Genomic DNA, 18,457 nt, shown 5'->3' on the forward strand with positions numbered 1-18,457 from the left:
AGAAGGACCTCCCCTCGGATTACAACCCGCCGGCGCGGCTCGCGATCGCCTACGGAGAGGTAGGTCGTTACGACGACGCCCTCGCCGCGGCGGACCGAGCGCTGAAGCTGGTGTACGGCCCCCGCAAGATCCGGATCTACTCGACCAAGGCGGGCATCCTGGAGAAGAAGGGCGACAGGGAGGCGGCGAAGGCGGCGCTCGCGGAGGCGCTGACCTACGCGGAGGGCCTGCCGAAGGCGCAGGTGTCCGCTCGCGGGATCGAGGCGATAAGGACCCGGATCGCCAAGCTGGGCTGAGGCCGTCATGACCTCTCCTGTCCCACGGCGTGAGAGCCCGGTCGCCGAGCGCGAGATCTCTCGCGAGGAGGTCGCGCGGCGCCTCCGTGATCCTCTGCTGACGATCGTGGATGTCCTGCCGCGGGAATCGTACGCGGGCGCGCACCTTCCCGGCGCGGTGAGCCTCCCGCTGGCCGAGGTGTCCGACCGCGCCCGGGAGGTGCTGCCGGATCCGGACCGGGAGATCGCGGTCTACTGCGGCAGCTTCACGTGACCGCTGGGAGAGCAGGCGGTCGGCCTGCTCCGCGATCTCGGCTACACGCGCGTCCGCAAGTACCACGGCGGTTTGCAGGACTGGACGGAGCACGGCGGCGCCGTCGAGTCTTCCGTGGTGCCGGCCCTCGTTCCTGATCCCGAGACGCGGTCCGCCGGCGGGACCTCGGCTCGGCGGGCCACCCGCTCGTCTCTGACGCGGGCTTCCCGGCTCCCCGCGTTCGTCGGCTCCCTCGCGGGCGGGTCGGTGGCCGGCCTGCTCGCGATCTGGGTCTGGACGGTGCTCGGCTGCGGGTTGATCTACTGGACGACCGGGATGCTTTCGGGGCAGTCCCTCCTCGAGGGAGGGCGTCCCATCGGGTCCACCTGGAACGGGCTGCTATCCGCCTTTTACTTCAGCTTCGTGACCGCGACGTCCATCGGATACGGCGACGTCGTTCCGGTCGGAATCGTCCGCGTGCTCGCCGTCGCCGAGGGGGCCGCCGGCCTGCTCTTCTTCGGATTCCTGGTCTCGAAGCTCGTGTCCCGCCGGCAGGAGGAGCTGATCGAGGAGATCCACCGCATCGCCTTCGAGGACCGGCTCGGCCGGGTGAGGACGAACCTGCACCTGGTGTTCACCGAGATGCGGTCGATCGCCGCGTCCTGCGCCGAGCAGAACTGGCCGCGCGAGCGCCTGCTCGAGCGAATAGAGAGCGCGGCCAGGGTCTTCGTCGGCGAGCTGCACACGGTCCACGACCTGCTCTACCGGCCGCAGCAGATTCCCGACGAGCCGGTGCTCGAGGCGATCCTCGCAGGGCTCGTCTCGTGCCTCAGGGAGATCAACGAGCTGCTGGCGCACGTCCCGAGGGAGGCCAACGGACCCCCCTCCCTCGAGGCGAGCCGGAGGTCGATCTCGACGCTCGCCGGCGAGATCTGCGGCGAGTGCGTGCCCCGCCAGCACGCCCCGGCCCTCAAGAGCCGGATGGACCAGATCCAGGCGTACGCCAGGCAGATCGGCGCGAGCTAGGCTACGGACAGACTCCCGAAAGATCCTGCGGCTTGTCGCAGCCTCCGACGCCGACGGCCTCGCCGCGCTCCGTAAGGGAGACGCCGTCGAACGCCGTGCCGTAGCTCCCCTCCACCGAGGCGTTCTGGCCGACGATCACGAAGTAGATGAGGCCCCCCGGCTCGGGATCGCCCGGATCGAACGACGCAAGCCCCGTGTTGCCGAGGGCGCACGCCGCGTTCGTCCAGCTCGGCGACGGCGAAACCGGGCCGGACCCCCAGTAGACCGCATTGTCCAGGGTTCCGCAGCCGGGAGAGTAGGCCAGGCTGACCCCCGTCCCGCCCGCGGCTCGCGAGGCCGCCATCGGGGTGCCGTCCGGGCTCACCTCCTTCGGGGCCGCCGGCGTCCCCGAGGAGCAGACCTGCCGGAACACGACGTTCGACACCGCGATGTCGTCCACCCACCAGCCGGTCCCCGCCGTGGAGCCGTCGCTCCCGATCCGCCAGCGCAGCTTGATGTCGGTCCCCGCGAACGCCGCGAGGGAGCCGGTGTAGCCGATGGCGCGGTACGTCGGGGGCGAGTTGAAGTGCGAGAACACCGTGCCGGTCACGGTCTTCGGGAAGCCGCAGGCGTTCCCCGTGTTCTGGAGCGCGTCGGCATAGTTCACGGTGGTGAGCCGGCTCCAGGTCGAGAACGACGGGCCCTGGGCCACCTCGACGATCCCCGCGTCCCAGTTGGTCTCGATGTCGTACTTCGACGCGAAGGTCAGCACGGCGCCGGTCTGGACCGAGAGCGGCGGCGTGGTCAATGCCGCGCAGAGGTTGTTCGTGTAGGTGCCCGTGGCGTAGACCTTGGGTCCCGTCTTCCCCCCGGCCGGCAGCACGGACCAGGGAGACGAGAGCACGAGCGACGCCGCTCCGGTGTCGCCGGCGTCGTCCGTCCAGGTCCCCGTGGCGGTGGGGCCCGTCGGGCTCGAGCTCACGATGTTGAGGTTGCCGTCGTCGCTGCCGTTCGAGGCATCCACCGCGCGCACGATGTAGTAGTAGGTGGTGCTGTCCGCCAGGGCGCCGTGATCCGTGAAGGAGTTCACCACGAGCCCGGACGCGATCCTGTTGGTGCCGTCGGGAGTGAACGGCGTCGTCGTGCTGCGGTGGATGCTGTACGTCACGCCCCCGCCGCACCGCGTGGCCGCCGCGGGCCAGGAAAGGCTGAGCGAGCAGGTCGAGGTCTGGGGATTGGTGACCGACGAGGCTCCCGCGAACGCGGGTCCCACCGAACAGGCGCCGGTGGTGCTGCCGGCCGCCTCCACGGAGTTCAGCGACTCGCACGGCTGCAGCGAGCGGACGACGTAGTAGTACGTCGCGATGCCCGACACGCCGGAGTCGTGGAAGATCGTCGCGGGTGCCGTGACCGTTCCGACCTCTGTGTACGGGCCTCCCGAGGTCAGGGAGCGGAACACGTGGTACCCGGTGGCGTTCATCGCGGGGGCCCAGGTCACGTCGATCTGGTTGTCCCCGGCTCCGGTCGCGCTCACCCAATCCGGGGGAGTCGGCCGGACGATCGCCGCGTCCAGCGTCGCCGGCCCGCTCCCGACCGTGGTCGCCTCGGTGATCGTGCAGTACCCGGGAGACGAGAACGTCACGTGATAGGTTTGTCCGCTCCGCGCCAGGTAGTCGTAGTGGCCCTTCGCGTCCGCGTGGCGCGACGACTCGCCGTGCGTGTAGGTCACCTCCTGGAGAACGGTCCGCGCGGCCACCGGCAGTCCCGTCGCCGCGTCGGTGACCGTGCCCCGGACCTGCGGGCCGTCCAGCGTCCGGTCGAGGAAGAACTGCCAGGCGGTCCGCTGGCGCTGCACGGTGATGTTCCGCCACGTGGCGTAGTCGGGCTGGAAGTCGGAGGAGTTGGCCTCGATCGTGAAAGCGTAGGTGCCGTAGATGGCATAGTCCGAGTCGATGCTCCCGCCGTCCACCAGGTAGATCGAAGACCAGATCGGGCCGACCTGGGACGGCACCGCGAAGGGAGTCGTTCCGCTGTCGTTCTGCAGGACGTTGTTGAGACTGTGGGCGACCTCATCCAGCGCGGTCATCTCGTCCGGATTCGTGCAGCCGTAGGAGTACATCAGGTACTCGCCGTAGGTGTGATACGAGAGCGAGTAGAACGCGTGGGTGCTCGCGAAGAGCTGCAGCATCCCCTGGGTCTCCGGCTCCGAGCCCGCCGCCGAGCCGCGGTTCGTCTCGTCGGTGCAGATGTTCGTCGAGCCGTTGCAGCTCCCCCAAGCGAAGGGGTAGTTGCGGTTCACGTCCACGGGGCAGTTGGGGCGCCGGTTCTTGCGCCACATGTTGTCATGCTGGAACACGTACATCGCGCCGTCGGGATTGACGCTCGGGACCACGTAGATGTCGATGTTGTCCACCCAGCGCTGGACCTGAGTGTCCGTCGCGTAGCGCGACGTCAGGTAGTCGATCATGTCCTTCGCGATCTCCGCCGTCATCACCTCCCGGGCGTGGTGCTGGGCGTCCAGGACGAAGGACGGACGGCCGTTGTCCTGTGTCACGTCCTTCGTGATCTTGATGCCGTACTGCGTCTGTCCGTCGAAGAACGGGCCGGCGACCACGAACTTCTGCGCCAGGGTCGGGTAGCTCGCGACGACCTGATCGAGGAACGCCGACATCTCCTGCGGATCGGTGTAATCCTGGAGCGCGAGGATCGACTCCGGGCTCCGGTTGGTCCGCACCACCGTGTACTGCCAGCCGAGATCGTGGAGCCGTTTCAGGTCCGCGTCGGTGGCCACGACCCCGGCGGTGAATTCCGCCTTGTTCACCCCCGCGACGTCGAATCCGGCGGCCGCGAGGTCGGCGACCTTCTCGAGCGACTGGAGCCGGACGTGCACCAGGTACTTGGTGACGTCCTCCTGGGCCGCCGGCATTCCGGCCGACGAGACCAGCACGAGCGCGGCGAGCAGATCGCGGATCCCGCGGCTGCGGGACAGATCCCCGAGCATCGAGCGCACATCCATCCACGACGGCATGGCATCCCCCCCGTCAAGGCGACGCCGGGTCCTGAAGCGGCCCCGAACGTGCCGACTACCGATATACGGCGGTTCCGCCCAGTGTGAAAGCCGAATCGTGCCGGTGCCGGGGCGACCGAGGGCCACCCAAATGCAGCACCGACGGCGGGGCCGGCGAGGCGGCGGCGTATACTCCAACCCCCGCCACGCCGGCGGGAACCTTGCGAAAGAGGGACGCCGTGCCGGGCTCCGAGGGCCGCTTCGACCCGTCGCCGCGGCGCCGGACACGGCGATGGCCCCTGATCGCGCTGGCCGCGATCGCGGCCGTCGCGCTCACCCACCACGCGCGCTCCGCGAAAGATGTCCTCGCGGGGCTCCTGTCCGGGGCCCCGCGACCCGCCATCCCGTTCGAGGTCGCCGTCGAATCGTCCCGCTTCGAGAAGGTTCGCCCCGAGGGTGCGGCGGCGGGCCTGGCGGTCGGGGACGAGCCCGTGCGGATCGGGGGAGGGGTCTACCTGGGCACGGCGTCCCCCTGGGAGGCGGCGCGCCGGCTCCGACCGGGCGACACGATGGAGGTCGTTTATCGCCATTCCGACCCCGGAATGGCGCCCGTCGAGCACACGGCGACGATCCGGCTGACGGCCGCCAGCCCGTCCAGAGGATCCCTCGTGCGGAGTTGGATCGTCGGCCTCGGCCTCAAGGTCGGGATGCCGCTCTTCGCGACGCTCCTCGGACTCTGGGTCGTCGCGGTTCGTCCCACCGACAGGCGAGCCTGGATCCTGCTGGGCCTGATGCTCAGCTTCGGGCAGCTCGTGCGGGCCGACGCGGCGTCCTGGGAGCCGGGGCTCCGCGAGGCGGGGGTGGCGTACTCCGTGGCGCTCTCGTCGAGCTGGTCGATCTTCATGTTCCTGTTCGGGCTCTCCTTCCCCGAGCCGTTCCGCGCGGAGCAGCGGCGCCCGTGGATCAAGTGGGTCCCCATCGCCGTGATCGGTGCGAGCAGCCTGCTCACCACCGTCGGCTCGGTCGGCGCCCTCGAGCACCAGGGTGCGATGGGCTCCGTGTGGGCCGTGGAACGTGTCCTCCAGGTTCCCGCGTTCGTCCTGGCGCTCGCCTGCGTCAGCTCGTTCTTCGCCAGCCTCGCGATGAAGACCGCCTTCGCGTCGAGCCCCGACTCCAAGCGGAGGCTTCGGCTGCTGCGGACGGGTGCGACGGTGGCGCTCACGCCGCTCTTCCTCCTCGTGATCTGGAGCCTCGCGACCCGGCACGCGTTGGAGGACGCTCCCACCGCGATCTTCCTCACCGCGCTCCTGCCGGTGCTCGTCTTCCCCGCGACGCTCGCCTACGTGATCGTCGTGCAGCGGGCCCTGGAGGTGCGCTGGGTGCTCCGCATGGGGGCACGCTACCTGATGGTCAAGAACGGGCTCCGGCTCCTGATCTTCGCCGGGATGCTGCCGCTGGGCGTCATGTTCAGCCGGATCTGGCTGCGCCCCGAGGTGGGCTTTCCCCTGAAGCTCGCCACGATGGGCGTCTGGGTCGTGATCATCTTCACGGTCAGGAGGCGGGCGACGAAGGCGCTGCGCGCCATCGACCGGCGCTTCTTCCGCGATGCCTACGACGAGGAGCACGTCCTGACCGAGCTGGGGGAGCAGGTGCGCACCATCGTGGAGGCCGGGCCGCTGCTCCGGACCGTGACCGAGAGGATCGGGAGCGCGCTCCACGTCGGCCGCATCGGGACGCTCGTCGAGGACAAGGGCGCGTTCGTCCTCACCCCGGCTCCGGCAGCGGAGCCGGTCCCGAGTCTCGCCGCGGGCTCGCGGACCTTGGAGGTCTTGAAGGCGGTAGGAGGCCCCGTGGGAGTCTACTTCGACGATCCCGCATCGTGGGTCCACCGGGACGGGGGGCTGCCGGTCGCCGAGCGCCGCGTGCTGCGGGAGCTCGACACGCAGATCCTTCTTCCGCTCGCGGCGAGGGGAGAACTTCTCGGCATGGTCAGCCTGGGGCCGAAGCTGTCGGAGCAGCCGTACTCGCGGACCGACCTGCGCCTCCTTCGAAACGTCGCGACGCATACGGGTCTCGCGCTCCTGAACAGCCGCCTGACCTCCGCGATCGTCGCCGAGACGGCGACGCGCGCGCGCCTCAGCCGGGAGATCGAGATCGCGCGCGAGGTGCAGGAGCGGCTGTTCCCCCAGCAGATCCCGGCGGTCCCCGGGATCGAGTGCGCGGGGGCCTGCCGACCCGCGTCGAGGGTCGGCGGCGACTACTACGACTTCCTCGCGCTGCCGGGGGGCGTCCTCGGCATCGGCCTCGGGGACGTCTCGGGGAAAGGTATCCCAGCGGCACTTCTGATGGCGAGCCTCCAAGCGTCGCTCCGCGGCCAGACGATGGACGGCGGGGGCGATCTGGCGCGCCTGATGGGCCGAGTGAACCGGCTGATCCACGACACCTCGCCGGAGAATCGCTACGCGACGTTCTTCTACGCGCAGCTCGACCCGGCGACCCGGCGGCTCGACTACGTCAACGCGGGCCACAACCCGCCGTTCCTCCTCCGCGGCGGCGGAGCGGAGATCCTTCGCCTGAAGGACGGCGGCATGGTCGTCGGGCTGATGCAAGACGCGGCGTACGTGAAGGCGTCGGTGGATCTCCGGCCCGGCGACCTCTTCGTCGGATTCACCGACGGCATCAGCGAGGCGATGAACGCCGAGGACGAGGAATGGGGGGAGGGGCGCCTGCTCGAGGCCCTCCGCTCCGCGGAACCGGGACTCGCGGCCCCGCGCGTCGTGGAGCGGATCTTCGAGCGGGCCGACGCGTTCGTCGCGGCCGCGCCCCAGCACGACGACATGACCCTGATCGTCGTCCGGGTGCTTCCCGGCTGAGCCCGCCGGGCGGCCCGATCGACCCCAGAGCGTTGTTGACGGCTAGCTATCATCATGATATATGTTTGATGTCGAAGATCCGATTCCAAGGAGGACCCCATGAACGACTCGGAAAAGACGCGAACGGCCGGCTCGGGGTACGCCATGCTTCTCTTGGGCATCGTCCTGATCGCCGCGGCCATCGGCTGCGTGGCGCTGACCATCAGGACGGGGAGCCGGGCTTACGCGTTGCCCCTCGTGCCCATCGTGCTCGCCGCCGTCCTCGCGCTGAGCGGACTGTTCATCGTGAACCCGAACGATGCGATCGTCCTGGTCCTGTTCGGCACGTACAAGGGGTCGGTGAAGACCAACGGGTTCTTCTGGGCGAATCCCTTCTACACGAAGAAGAAGATCACGCTCCGCGCCAGGAACCTGAACGGCCAGAAGATCAAGGTGAACGACAAGGCGGGCAACCCGATCGAGATCGCCGCGGTCGTCGTATGGCAGGTGGAGGACACGTACCGTGCGTTCTTCGACGTGGATCGCTTCGAGGACTACGTGGTCGTGCAGAGCGAGGCGGCGGTGCGGCATCTCGCGGGCGCGTACCCTTACGATACGTTCGAGGACCACGATGTCGAGACCCTCACGCTTCGGGCGGGGACGGAACAGGTGAGCGCGAAGCTGGAGCAAGAGCTGACCGACCGGTTCCACCGCGCCGGGATCAAGGTCATCGAGGCGCGCCTGAGCCATCTCGCCTATGCGCCCGAGATCGCCGAGGCGATGCTGCGCCGGCAGCAGGCCACCGCCGTCGTCGCCGCGCGGACCCAGATCGTCAACGGCGCGGTGAGCATGGTGGAGCTCGCCCTCGCGAAGCTCTCGGAGAGGAACGTGGTCCATCTCGACGAGGAGCGGAAGGCGGCGATGGTCAGCAACCTGCTGGTGGTGCTGTGCAGCGAGACGTCCGCAACCCCCGTCGTGAACGCCGGGACGCTGTACCCCTGAGCGGGACGCCATGGCGGAGCGGAAGAAGCTACTGCTCAGGATCAGTCCCTCGCTCTGGGAAGAGCTGAACCGCTGGGCGGCCCGGGAGTTCCGAAGCGTCAACGGCCAGATCGAGTTCCTCCTTCAACGGGCGGTGGACGAGCGTCTCGGGAGCCCGGCCAAGAGGAAGAAAGAGGGTGACGCGGAAGGCCTTTGACGCCCATCTGTGATACACCTGCCCGCCCATGGCCGGATTCCGACTGATGGGCGAGATCCTGTCGCTGACCGCGGCCCTGGCCTGGGCCGTGGGCGTGATCCTCTTCCGGAAGATCGGCGAGACCACGTCGGCGGTCGCCCTCAACCTGTTCAAGAACGTGGTGACCGTCGCCCTGCTCGTGTTCGCCCTGGTGCTGGCGGGCCTGCCGCTCTTCCCGGACCGCCCGCGCTCGGACTGGCTGCTGCTCGCGGGGTCGGGGGTGCTCGGGATCTCCCTGGCCGACACCCTCTTCTTCCTCGCGCTCGAGAGGCTCGGCGCCGGGCTCGTGGCGGTGGTAGACACCCTGTATTCCCCTTCCGTGATCGGCCTCTCGGTCCTGTTCCTCGGCGAGCGGTTCGGACTCCAGGTCCTCGTCGGCGCGGCACTGGTGGTGGGCGCGATCCTGACCGGGAGCGCCGATCGACCGCCCCCCGGCAGCACGCGCCGCGACATCGTCGTCGGCACGATCCTGGGCGCCGCCGCCATGATCTGCACCGCGTGCGGGATCGTCATGGTGAAGGAGATGCTCGGGACCGTACCCGTCCTCTGGGCCGCGGCCGTGCGGATGACCTTCGGCGTCGCCGGCCTTCTGCCGCTGATGCTCGTGCCGCGCTGGCGGAGCGACGCCGCGGCGATCTTCCTCCCGAGCCGCGCCTGGGGTCTCGCGATTCCCGCCTCGGTGCTCGGGTCGTGCCTCAGCATGACCGCCTGGCTCGCCGGCTACAAGTACACCCTGGCGTCGGTCGCGGCGGTGCTGAACCAGCTCTCCACGATCTTCATCGTCGTGCTGGCCGCGATCTTCCTGAAGGAGCCGATGACGCCTCGGCGAACTCTGGCGGTCGCGATGGCGGTGACCGGGGCGGTGCTCGTCACGATCCGGTAGGAGTCCTGCGGCCGCCTTCCGACCCATCCGGCTCGGGCATCTTCGCGGCGAGCATCTCGAGGAAGCGCGGCGGGGGGAGGAAGCCGAGCGCCCGCGCTCTCCGCACCTCCGTCCAGGCTTCGGCGAAGGCGCCCCGATCGTACAGCGCGGTCGCCAGGTTGTAGTGCGCGACGGCGTAGCCGGGCTTCAGCCTGACGGCCTCGGCGAAGTGCCGGAACGCCTCGTCGCCGCGCCCGAGCCGGGAGAGCGCGGTCCCGAGGTTGTTCTCCACCTCGGGCGACCTCGGATCGATCCTCAAGGCGGCCTCGTAACGCAGGGCGGCTTCCCCGAAGCGGCCCAGCGATGCCAGAGCGACGCCGAGGCCCGCGAGCGTCTCCGCGTCGCCGGGATCGAGCGCGACCGAGCGCTCGTCGTGCACCACCGCCTCGTCGAGGCGCCCGAGGCGCGCGAGGAGCCGTCCGAGGTTTCGGTGAGCAATCGCGTATCCCGGCTCGAGGCGCGTCGCCTCTTTGTAGAACCGCAGGGCGTCGTCCGGGCGGCCCTCCTTCTCCAGGATGAACCCGAGGCTGTTGTGGGCCTCGCTCGCCGACGGATCGATGCGCAACGCCGCTCGGAACTGCTCCTCCGCCTCGGCGGTCCGGTCCCGGTTGAGCAGGGCCTCCCCGAGATTCGTGCGAGCGACGGCGCTGTCCGCCACCGTGACGGCCCGGGTGAACAGGGTCACGGCGTCGCGCCAGTATGCGAGCTGCCCGCGGGTGGCGAGCATCAGCGGCACGAGCACCATCGCCGCGGGAAGCGCCATCCAGGCCGCGTCCTGGTCCGCGCGGGCCCGCTTCCCTCCACCGGACGCGCGGAGCCGCGCCAGCGCGCCGAGCGCGTCGGCGGCGCCCCAGACGGCGATCACGAAGATCCCGATCAACGGCACGTACGTGTAGCGGTCCGCCATCGCCTGCTTCCCCACCTGGACGAGCCCGATCACCGGGACGAGCGTTCCCAGGTACCAGAGCCAGCCGAAGATCACGTACGGCCGGGTCCGGCGGAGCAGGAACGCCGCCACGGTGGCGGCCACGAGGACCAGAGTCGAGATCGCCACCCTGAGCGGCGCCGCGAGCGCTTCCGTGTGGGGATAGAAGACCGACAGGGCGGCGGGCCAGACGGTCTTGCCCAGGTAGGCCGCGTAGGACACGAGCGCGTTCCCGGTGCGGACCCCGGCGGGATACCGCTCCATGGACGCCAGGGCGCGGTGCTGCGCCGCGATCGTGACGGCGCAGGACGCGGCGGAGAGCACGAAGAGCGGGAGCTTCTCCCGGAGGAGCGCGGACGGGATCCGCGGGAACGCCCGCGCCGAGCCGTCCCGTCCCCACCGTCCGAGCGGCCAGAAGTCCAGGAGCAGGAGCGTGAAGGGGAGCGTGACGAGCATCGGCTTCGCGGACAAGCCGAGCGCGAACAGGATCGCGACCGCCGCGCGGTCCGCGATTCCGGAGCCGGGAACGCGACGGACGTAGGCGAGCGTGGCCAGCATCCAGAACAGGGTGCTCAGCACGTCCTTCCGCTCGGCGATCCACGCCACCGACTCGACGTGGAGCGGGTGCACGGCGAAGAGCGCGGCGACGACCGCGCTCCGCCCCGGCACTCCCGTCGCGCGGTGGAGGATCAGGAACAGGAGGCACGAGTTCAGCAGGTGGAGGAGCAGGCTGGTGACGTGGTGCCCGCCGGCGTTGGCGCCGTAAAGCCGCCAGTCGAGCATGTGGGACATCCAGGTGAGGGGATGCCAGTTGGACGCGTAGAAGGAGGTGAGGGCCCAGGCGACGCCGCCGGAAGTGAGCCCGCCCCTGACGTGGGCGTTCCGCGTGACGTACTGGGCGTCGTCGTACTCGTCGAAGTCGTGGTGCAGCACCGGCCAGAAGGCCGCGAGCGTTCCCGCGGCGAGGAGGGCGAGAACCAGAAGCCGAACGGGAACTCGGGCGCTCCGCGACATGGCGGGAGGATGGCGCAGCGGCGCCCCCTCGGGGCGCTCGTCAAGGCGCGCTCAGCGCGGGCCGGCGCCGGTCTTGGCGCCGATCTTCGCGAGCGCGTGCTCGATGTCCTCGAGGATGTCCCTCTCGTCCTCGAGGCCGACGGACACCCGGATCAGCGTGGGCGGGATCCCGGCCTTCTGCAGCTCCTCCGGTCCCATCGCGGAGTGCGTGGTCGAGGCGGGGTGCGTGACGATCGTCTTGCAGGTGCCGAGGTGCGTGGCGTGAGTCCAGAGCTCGAGGGCGTCGATCACGGCGACCGCGTCGTCGTAGTCGCCGCGGATCACGAACGACATCAGCGAGCTGCACCCCTTCATCTGGGGAGCGACGAGGCGATGGTACGGGTTCGACGGGAGTCCGGGGTAGTTGACCGACACGACCTGCGGGTGCTCCTCGAGCCGACGTGCGAGGGCCATCGCGTTGCGGCAGTGGCGCTCCATGCGCAGCGAGAGGTGCTCGAGCGAGAGCAGGTTGAGCCACGCGTTGAACGGCGACATCGAGGGGCCCAGGTAGCGGATCGGGCCCTTGCGGATCCCGTCTTCGATCAACGGCTTCGATCCGATGATGATCCCGCCCAGCGCCGAGGAGTTGCCGCAGATGTACTTGGTCGTCGAGTGCACGACGATGTCGGCGCCCAGCTCCAGGGGTAGCTGCAGGGCCGGCGTGCAGATCGTGTTGTCCACGACCAGGGGGATTCCGCGGGAGTGGGCCAGGCCGGCGAGCGCGCGGAGGTCGCCGATGAAGAGCCCCGGGTTGCTGGGGCTCTCCACGAACAGGAACCGGGTGCGCGGCGTGATCGCGGCGGCCCAGGCGTCGAGGGACTCGGGTGCCGTCACCCAGTTGACCTTGGCGCCCATCCTGGGGAGACCCACGTCGAAGAGACCGAAGGTCCCGCCGTAGACCCGGTTGGAGGAGACGATGTCCTCGCCGGCCTTCACGAGGTGGTGCGTCAGAAGGAAGATCGCGGCCATCCCCGAAGCGGTCGCGATCGCGGCCTCCGCCCCCTCGAGGGCCGCCATCCGCTTCTCGAAGGCTTCGACGGTGGGATTGTCCCAGCGGCCGTACGTGTATCCCGGCTTCTCACCCCTGAAGATCTCGGCGGCCTCGCGAGCGTCCTCGTACGGGTACGCGACGCTCTGGTAGATCGGGACCAGGGTCGCGTCCGGATGGAAATTCTCGTGACCTGCGTGGATCGCTTGGGTATCGAATCCGCGGCGGCGCATGGCGCGTCCTCCCTCGATTCCGGGCCCGTGGGACAGGATTGGAGAAGAGCACAAACAGGGATACCGCGTCAACCCGTCCCGGAGAGGGATCCGGGCTACCGGGCCGCCGGCTCCTGCACCGCGGGGTCCAGCACGTCGGCCAGCTCGCGCACGAGCAGCTCGAGCTCGGAGGGGACGGCGTCCTTCTCCCTCAGGATCGAGAGCCGGCCTTTCTCCACCGCGGTCGCGAGGATCTTGCGGAGCGCGCCATCGGGGTCGCGGCGCGACAGGATGTCGGTCAGCTGGAGGAGCTGCCCGGGCTCGAACTCGCGCCGCGCCCCGAGCGCCCGCAGCTTCTCGTCGTCGAGAGTGACCGACTCCGCCTCGAGGGTCCGCCCGGCGGCGCCGAGGTCCTCGTCCCGCAGGAACCAGACCACACCTTCCCGTGAAGCGGTTCCGTTCGTCGCCAGCAGGCGGCCGGGCATCTCGAGCGCGGGCTCGAACCGGAATCGCGGCGATCCCAGGTCGCCGTAGTAGCCGGTCAGGGCGCGAAGCGACGGCCGGATCGACTCGAGGAGCTCGTCATCGGATCCGTAGACGCGTTCCACGATCTCCTCGGAGCGCTGCTCCCAGCCGTCGCCGGTGGGCCAGAACGCCAGGTCCGCGGGAGACATCGGGGCGTCCGGACGGGACAGCGCTTCCGCGACCCGGCGGCGCGTCCACTCGAACAGGCCGGCCTGCTGCGCCTTAAAGAACCCCTTCTCCCCCGCCGGCGCGGCGGCGATGCCGTGCCGCGCCAGGATCGCGGCCCAGGCGGACTCCCGAGCGGCGGCGCGGGCATCGCCCGGGTTCCTGCTTCGCGCGTCGAACAGCTCGCCCGCCAGCGAGCGCACCTCGGTCCTCACGAACTTCTCGGCGGGCGCCGTGTCGAAGCGATCGCCGAGTTGGTGCTTCAACTCGTCGCGGAGAGCGTCCGCGGCCATGCCGACCAGGTGGTCGAGCGCGGACGAGACCGCGGCAGCACCGAACGGATCGGCGTAGGTCTCGGTGTAGACCCAGTGCTTGAGGACCACGAGGTTCTCGACCGTGACGGCCGGCTTCGCGCTGTCCGGCACCCGGCCTGCATCGGTCTCGAATGCCAGGCACGGGGGGACGTCGGCGGCGGACGGGAAGGTGCCCTCGGCCGAGAGGCGTCCCGTGTCCGCGTCGTGCCGGGCCCACGCCTCGGGACGCGCGAGGTGAATGCCGGCTTCCTCCTCGAGCCAGTCCTTCTTCGCGGGCTTCGATTCGTCGGCGCGCCGCCCGGAGACCTCGAGGCGCCTGGACACGCTCGCGTCGTCGTAGATGCGGGTCCACACGCGCACGACGATGTCGGAGCGGCACGCGGTCGCGAGCGCGGCGAGGACCACCAGCAGCAGCGCCCCGACGCGCCGGCGGGACGTCGACGATCCCGGCGCACGGATCATGGCGTGGCCCCCCGCGCCTCGCGGGCGCTCAGCGCTTCGAGGCTTCCTCGCTCCGCGCGCTCTCCTGGAGCTTCTGGATCACCTCGTCGTAGTACGGACGGTCCTTGAGGCTCGCGTACTCGGCGGGGAAGCAGACGGTCGCCAGGTCGGCGTTCGACGGGGAGAAGGCGCTGAGCGTGACCGCGCACCTGAGGCCGTTGGCGAGGCGCGTGTTGTCGATCATCGGGAAGTCGTACCAGCCGACGTCGAATTGGGCGCGGGTGTCGGCCTGGTCCGGCGCGTTCTCGGGCGCCTTGACCTCGAGCCGCACCGTGATCTGCGCCGGGTCCACGCCCGACCGGAGCGCCCGGAGGTTCACGTCGCAGACCTTGTCGCCGATCACCACGCGCTCGCCGTCCAGGGCGAGCCCGCCGGGGGTGCTGTTGACCACGTCGAGATCCACCGAGCGACGGAAGGTCTTGCCGTGCCCCTCGAGGGCGAACAGCTCCTTCTCGGTGATCTCCCTCGCGACCCGGTTCACGCGGTCCTGGAACTCCTTGCGCTCGCGGTCGGGGAGCTTCTGCAACCGCCGCGAGAGGTCGAGGAACAGCGGCTTCAGGTTCAGCGACTCGTGGAAGTTGTACGCGAGAAGCTCCAGGTTGAGCACCTTCGCGTCCACGTCCCCTTCCTTCGGCTGGAGGAAGTTCTGGATGATGGACACGAACATGTCCTTGCGGAGGCTGCTCTCGGCTTCCTCCCGGCGGCTCATCAGCTCGGAATAGAGCCGCGCGTTGGTGTCGAGGGCCTGGCGGCGGTTGAGCGCGTCGGAACCCATGAAACCCACGCCGGCCACCGCGACCCCGATGAGGAGCCCGCCCAGCGGCTGGACGACGATCGCCACCTTGTCCCAGAAATCCTTGGGTCCCGCGGTCATGCGAGCGTCCCGGGCGACCTACTTGCGTCGCGCTGCGAGCTTCCCGTCCTTCGTCTCGAGAACGAGGTCGTACTGGACCGGGTCCGCGTACGAAGCGATCTCGAGGCTCGCGGCCTGCTGCTTGTACTTCACGGTCAGCGTGCACTTACCGGCTTCGGCGAGGACCAGATGGTACGAGCCGGTCTTGTCCGTCTTCGCGGCGGGGTAGGCCTTGGCCCCGCACTTGGCCTCGACCGTCGCCCCTTCTCCCACCGAGGCGGTCCCGTCGAGGATCTTGCCGTAGATCTCCCCTGCGAGCGCGACCGAGGATGCGGCGAACACCACGGCCAAGAGCAGCGCGAGCTTTTTCATGGTATCGGCTCCGTGCGCGGCGCGTGCGACCCCTTCGGCGCCGCCCCGCGGTTCGATGCCCCGATCGGTCAGGTTATCCCATCTCGCGGGGCGGAGCCAAGGCGCGCTCCGCCTCCGGGGGGTCCGAGGCGGCCTCCACCGCTCCGGTCAGGGGATCGGCGCCCGTCCGTCCGCCTGCCCGTCCTCGAGGTCGATCTGGCGCAGCTTCGCGTGGAACTCGTCGGGGGTGCAGATCCCCTTCTCCACCACGATGCGCTGGACGGTCTTCACCGCGAGCGCCAGCTCGCCGATGGCTCGTTCGAGCCTCTCCGCGTCGACGGCGCCGCTCGACGTCCGGACCGACGACGCCGCCTGGGCGGTTTCCTTCTGGAGCTGGTCGATCCGGTACTGCTGGTAGAAGTCGAAGATCCAGTTGATCAATCCCATCGCGCCCTCCATCGGTCCGGGCGGATTCTACGCGATCCTGCCCCGGCCCTTGACAAAAAGGAGGCTTTTGGTACACTATTTACCATGGACGTAATCTCGGCCCACACCGAACGGGCAAACAACACCGAGCTGAGTCCGCTTTGCGGATGGGGAGGGAGTATGAGGCTGAGGAGTGTTTTTCTTGGCGTCGCGCCAGCGCTGGCGCTCGGGGGGCTGCTCGCTGCAACGGCACCCGTTTGCGCGGATACGGGACACGGATTCGCGTTCGCCGACTTCAGCGGCGTGGGCGGCCTGGCGTTGGACGGCAACGCAGCCCAGTTCGGCACCGCGCTGCGCCTGACGTCCGCGGACAGTAACGAGCGCGGCGCGGCGTGGTTCGCCACGCAGCAGCCGGTCACCGGAGGCTTCACCTCGACGTTCACGTTCCAGATCACCGGCCTCTCGTCGCCGCTGAACGCGGACGGCATCGCCTTCGTGATCCAGAACGCGGAGGCCGGGACCGCGGCCATTGGCGGCATCGGCGAGGGGATCGGGTACGCGACCCACCCGCCCACCGAAGAGCCGGGCATTCCGGACAGCCTGGGGGTGGAGCTGGACACGTATCAGAACGCGTACGACCCGAACGCGAACCACGTCGCCATTCAGAGCTGCGGGACGGCGAGCAACAGCCCGGACCACAACGATCCGAACTGCGCGCTGGGGATCAACCCGGCTCCCGGGGTCACGCTGGCCGACGGCAACGCCCACACGGTGAGGGTCGACTACAACCCTCCGGCCGAGGAGACCAGCAATTTCATCGTGTCGATCGACGGGGTGCAGGTGCTCGCGATCGCCGTGGATCTCTCGACCAAGCTGAGCCTGGGCGAAGAAGGGGGCGTCGCGTGGGTCGGCCTCACCGCCGCGACGGGAGGCAGCTTCGAGAACCACGACATCCTGAGCTGGAGCTTCACGCCGCACGTCGCGAGCTCGATCTCGATTCCGCTCAACCCGGCGGGGGGGACCAACAACTACGTCTGCGGAAACTACAACAAGAAGCTGGTCTACCCGCCCAACTCCGGCGGGCTCCTGACGATCACCTGCCTCCCCGTGTCGCCCTGCGACTTCCAGAACACCCGCCTTCCGGGTACCGGTCCCGCCGGGGCGCAGACGGACACCTCCTGCATCGTGTACGACGGCACCGGCGGCAACTGCGTCGTCTTCAGGGCCGTCTGCACCGGCAGCCCCTCGGAGTGCCAGCCGTTCGCCAGCGTCGCCGATTCGTTCACCAGCTATGACACGCTGCAGGTCATCGAGAACCCCGGGTACCTCAAGGCTCCGGTGGGCACGAACGCGTGGGGGAGCATCTTCGCCAGCTTCTCGCAGACGAGAACCGACCCGACGACCAAGGGACAAACGCTCAGCTTCTCGGATTTCGTCGCGACGGCCCAGAGCACCCTGAACGTCACGATCGCGAGCCCGGCGCCGACGCTCGTCTTGAACCAGCCGACGACGGTGAGCTACTCGTGTGTCCCCGCGCTCTCGGGGGCCACCGAGGCCACCTGCGACGGCACGATGTCCTCCGGGACGACCCTCGACACGTCGGCATCCCAGCTCGGCGTGCAGCACACCCTCAGCGTCTGCGGAACCGACACCGTGGGGAGCGCGAGCGGGGCGAAGGTCCAGTACTCCGTGCAGTACGCCTCGGGCGGCACCTGCGGCGGCGACGCGGGGCACCGGATCCTGCAGCCGATCAACTCCAACGGGACCAGCGTGTTCAAGCAGGGGAGCACGGTCCCCGCGAAGTTCCGTGTGTGCGACGCGAACGGCGCGTCCATCGGGTCGCCCGGCGTCGTGAGCAGCTTCCGGCTGATCAAGAGCGTCCAGGGGACCGTTGTCGATTACCTTGACGACGCCGTGGCCTCGACGACCCCGGATTCCGCGTTTCGCTGGGACACGAGCGGCCAGCAGTGGATCTACAACATCAGCACGAAGGGCCTGACCAAGAACACGACCTACTACTTCGAAGTCAAGCTCAACGACGGTACCGCCATCGATTTCAATTTCGGCCTGAAGTAGGGGGAGGGCGCCGGCCCGCGGGGACCGTTCCCTCGAGGGGACGGTCCCCGTCTCATCTCGCCGGCGCCGGCCGAGCGCTCAGCGCTTGGCGGCCTCGATCCCGCTCTTGCAGTCGGCTTCGATCGACGAGAGATCGGAGCGCTCCTTCGCCCTCTCGGCCCCGGAGTCCTTGAGCATCTCGTCGAGCTTCAGGAGCGCCTCGCGGCAGTTCGACGCCGCCGTGGCCGTGTCTCCTGCCGATCTCGAGACCGTGGCCAGCGCGTGCTGTCCCTCCGCCTGCAGGACGGCGAGTCCCAATCGGTCGCTCAAGTCCAGCGCGCGCTCGAGCTCGCCGCGCGCTCCCGCGACGTCCTTTCCCGCGGCCAGGGCCTCTCCGAGCCGGACCGAGCATTTCGCCTGGAGATACTTGAGACCCAGCGCATCGGCCTCCTTCGCCGACTCCCTGAGGCCGCTCACCTCCCCCGCCCCGCGCCCCTCTCGGATGGCGACTCTCGCGAGAGCCAGCCTGGCCGCGAGC

General features: G+C 69.4%; 16 protein-coding genes. 8 read left to right on the forward strand and 8 right to left on the reverse strand.

The window, feature by feature from the left end:
* The 3 genes from LAO51_15655 to LAO51_15665 form a co-directional block, all read left to right on the forward strand.
* The coding region (locus LAO51_15655; GenBank protein MBZ5640181.1) for a thiol reductase thioredoxin at positions 1–296 on the forward strand (296 nt) is incomplete at its 5' end.
* A 7-nt stretch (positions 297–303) separates the two neighbouring features.
* On the forward strand, positions 304–549 hold the full coding sequence (locus tag LAO51_15660) for a rhodanese-like domain-containing protein (protein MBZ5640182.1): 246 nt from the start codon (positions 304–306) through the stop codon (positions 547–549).
* A gap of 72 nt (positions 550–621) precedes the next feature.
* A complete protein-coding gene (locus LAO51_15665) occupies positions 622–1,554 on the forward strand; it encodes a hypothetical protein (protein MBZ5640183.1) in 933 nt (310 codons plus the stop codon).
* Between the two features lies 1 nt (position 1,555).
* On the opposite strand, the gene LAO51_15670 is transcribed toward LAO51_15665, so the two are convergent.
* Positions 1,556–4,561 (reverse strand): hypothetical protein, encoded by a 3,006-nt coding sequence (locus LAO51_15670; protein ID MBZ5640184.1) that lies wholly within the window; start codon positions 4,559–4,561, stop codon positions 1,556–1,558.
* A gap of 218 nt (positions 4,562–4,779) precedes the next feature.
* On the opposite strand from LAO51_15670, the gene LAO51_15675 reads away from it, so the two are divergent.
* The 4 genes from LAO51_15675 (at position 4,780) to LAO51_15690 (ending at position 9,512) form a co-directional block, all read left to right on the forward strand.
* Positions 4,780–7,413, forward strand: coding sequence for a SpoIIE family protein phosphatase (locus tag LAO51_15675; protein ID MBZ5640185.1), 2,634 nt, complete (start codon positions 4,780–4,782; stop codon positions 7,411–7,413).
* Between the two features lie 99 nt (positions 7,414–7,512).
* On the forward strand, positions 7,513–8,394 hold the full coding sequence (locus LAO51_15680; protein ID MBZ5640186.1) for an SPFH domain-containing protein: 882 nt from the start codon (positions 7,513–7,515) through the stop codon (positions 8,392–8,394).
* Between the two features lie 10 nt (positions 8,395–8,404).
* Positions 8,405–8,590, forward strand: coding sequence for an Arc family DNA binding domain-containing protein (locus LAO51_15685; GenBank protein ID MBZ5640187.1), 186 nt, complete (start codon positions 8,405–8,407; stop codon positions 8,588–8,590).
* 46 nt (positions 8,591–8,636) lie between these two features.
* Complete coding sequence (locus LAO51_15690) at positions 8,637–9,512, forward strand: DMT family transporter (protein MBZ5640188.1); 876 nt, start codon at positions 8,637–8,639, stop codon at positions 9,510–9,512.
* Here LAO51_15690 and LAO51_15695 read toward each other — a convergent pair.
* From LAO51_15695 to LAO51_15720, 6 genes are all read right to left on the reverse strand, one after another.
* The gene (locus LAO51_15695) at positions 9,499–11,490 is read right to left on the reverse strand and encodes a tetratricopeptide repeat protein (protein MBZ5640189.1); all 1,992 of its coding nucleotides are present in this window, start codon (positions 11,488–11,490) and stop codon (positions 9,499–9,501) included. The two genes, LAO51_15690 and LAO51_15695, sit on opposite strands and share 14 nt — an antisense overlap.
* Before the next feature lie 51 nt (positions 11,491–11,541).
* Positions 11,542–12,750 carry an aminotransferase class I/II-fold pyridoxal phosphate-dependent enzyme gene (locus LAO51_15700; protein MBZ5640190.1) on the reverse strand — a complete coding sequence of 403 codons (1,209 nt, stop codon included), beginning with the start codon at positions 12,748–12,750 and terminating at the stop codon, positions 11,542–11,544.
* A 95-nt stretch (positions 12,751–12,845) separates the two neighbouring features.
* The gene (locus LAO51_15705) at positions 12,846–14,195 is read right to left on the reverse strand and encodes a hypothetical protein (protein MBZ5640191.1); all 1,350 of its coding nucleotides are present in this window, start codon (positions 14,193–14,195) and stop codon (positions 12,846–12,848) included.
* Between the two features lie 28 nt (positions 14,196–14,223).
* Positions 14,224–15,108 (reverse strand): hypothetical protein, encoded by an 885-nt coding sequence (locus LAO51_15710; protein ID MBZ5640192.1) that lies wholly within the window; start codon positions 15,106–15,108, stop codon positions 14,224–14,226.
* An 18-nt stretch (positions 15,109–15,126) separates the two neighbouring features.
* Positions 15,127–15,459 (reverse strand): carboxypeptidase-like regulatory domain-containing protein, encoded by a 333-nt coding sequence (locus LAO51_15715; protein MBZ5640193.1) that lies wholly within the window; start codon positions 15,457–15,459, stop codon positions 15,127–15,129.
* Between the two features lie 147 nt (positions 15,460–15,606).
* Positions 15,607–15,885: a hypothetical protein gene (locus tag LAO51_15720; protein ID MBZ5640194.1), complete on the reverse strand. Its 279-nt coding sequence runs from the start codon at positions 15,883–15,885 to the stop codon at positions 15,607–15,609.
* Between the two features lie 159 nt (positions 15,886–16,044).
* On the opposite strand from LAO51_15720, the gene LAO51_15725 reads away from it, so the two are divergent.
* Positions 16,045–17,940 carry a PxKF domain-containing protein gene (locus tag LAO51_15725; GenBank protein MBZ5640195.1) on the forward strand — a complete coding sequence of 632 codons (1,896 nt, stop codon included), beginning with the start codon at positions 16,045–16,047 and terminating at the stop codon, positions 17,938–17,940.
* Positions 17,941–18,018: 78 nt separating this feature from the next.
* Here the strand turns inward: LAO51_15725 and LAO51_15730 are convergent.
* Positions 18,019–18,457, reverse strand: a 439-nt coding sequence (locus tag LAO51_15730) for a hypothetical protein (protein ID MBZ5640196.1), incomplete at its 5' end; no start/stop codon positions are given.

It is taken from the genome of Terriglobia bacterium, from assembly GCA_020073205.1.
Taxonomy (GTDB): domain Bacteria; phylum Acidobacteriota; class Polarisedimenticolia; order Polarisedimenticolales; family JAIQFR01; genus JAIQFR01.

Excerpts from the sequence above, each read along its gene's own strand:
- LAO51_15710 (MBZ5640192.1), bottom strand. The coding sequence starts at position 15,108 with ATGACCGCGGGACCCAAGGATTTCTGGGACAAGGTGGCGATCGTCGTC.
- LAO51_15690 (MBZ5640188.1), top strand. The coding sequence starts at position 8,637 with ATGGGCGAGATCCTGTCGCTGACCGCGGCCCTGGCCTGGGCCGTGGGC.
- LAO51_15705 (MBZ5640191.1), bottom strand. The coding sequence starts at position 14,195 with ATGATCCGTGCGCCGGGATCGTCGACGTCCCGCCGGCGCGTCGGGGCG.
- LAO51_15680 (MBZ5640186.1), top strand. The coding sequence starts at position 7,513 with ATGAACGACTCGGAAAAGACGCGAACGGCCGGCTCGGGGTACGCCATG.
- LAO51_15720 (MBZ5640194.1), bottom strand. The coding sequence starts at position 15,885 with ATGGGATTGATCAACTGGATCTTCGACTTCTACCAGCAGTACCGGATC.
- LAO51_15660 (MBZ5640182.1), top strand. The coding sequence starts at position 304 with ATGACCTCTCCTGTCCCACGGCGTGAGAGCCCGGTCGCCGAGCGCGAG.
- LAO51_15700 (MBZ5640190.1), bottom strand. The coding sequence starts at position 12,750 with ATGCGCCGCCGCGGATTCGATACCCAAGCGATCCACGCAGGTCACGAG.
- LAO51_15670 (MBZ5640184.1), bottom strand. The coding sequence starts at position 4,561 with ATGCCGTCGTGGATGGATGTGCGCTCGATGCTCGGGGATCTGTCCCGC.
- LAO51_15695 (MBZ5640189.1), bottom strand. The coding sequence starts at position 11,490 with ATGTCGCGGAGCGCCCGAGTTCCCGTTCGGCTTCTGGTTCTCGCCCTC.
- LAO51_15685 (MBZ5640187.1), top strand. The coding sequence starts at position 8,405 with ATGGCGGAGCGGAAGAAGCTACTGCTCAGGATCAGTCCCTCGCTCTGG.
- LAO51_15725 (MBZ5640195.1), top strand. The coding sequence starts at position 16,045 with ATGAGGCTGAGGAGTGTTTTTCTTGGCGTCGCGCCAGCGCTGGCGCTC.
- LAO51_15715 (MBZ5640193.1), bottom strand. The coding sequence starts at position 15,459 with ATGAAAAAGCTCGCGCTGCTCTTGGCCGTGGTGTTCGCCGCATCCTCG.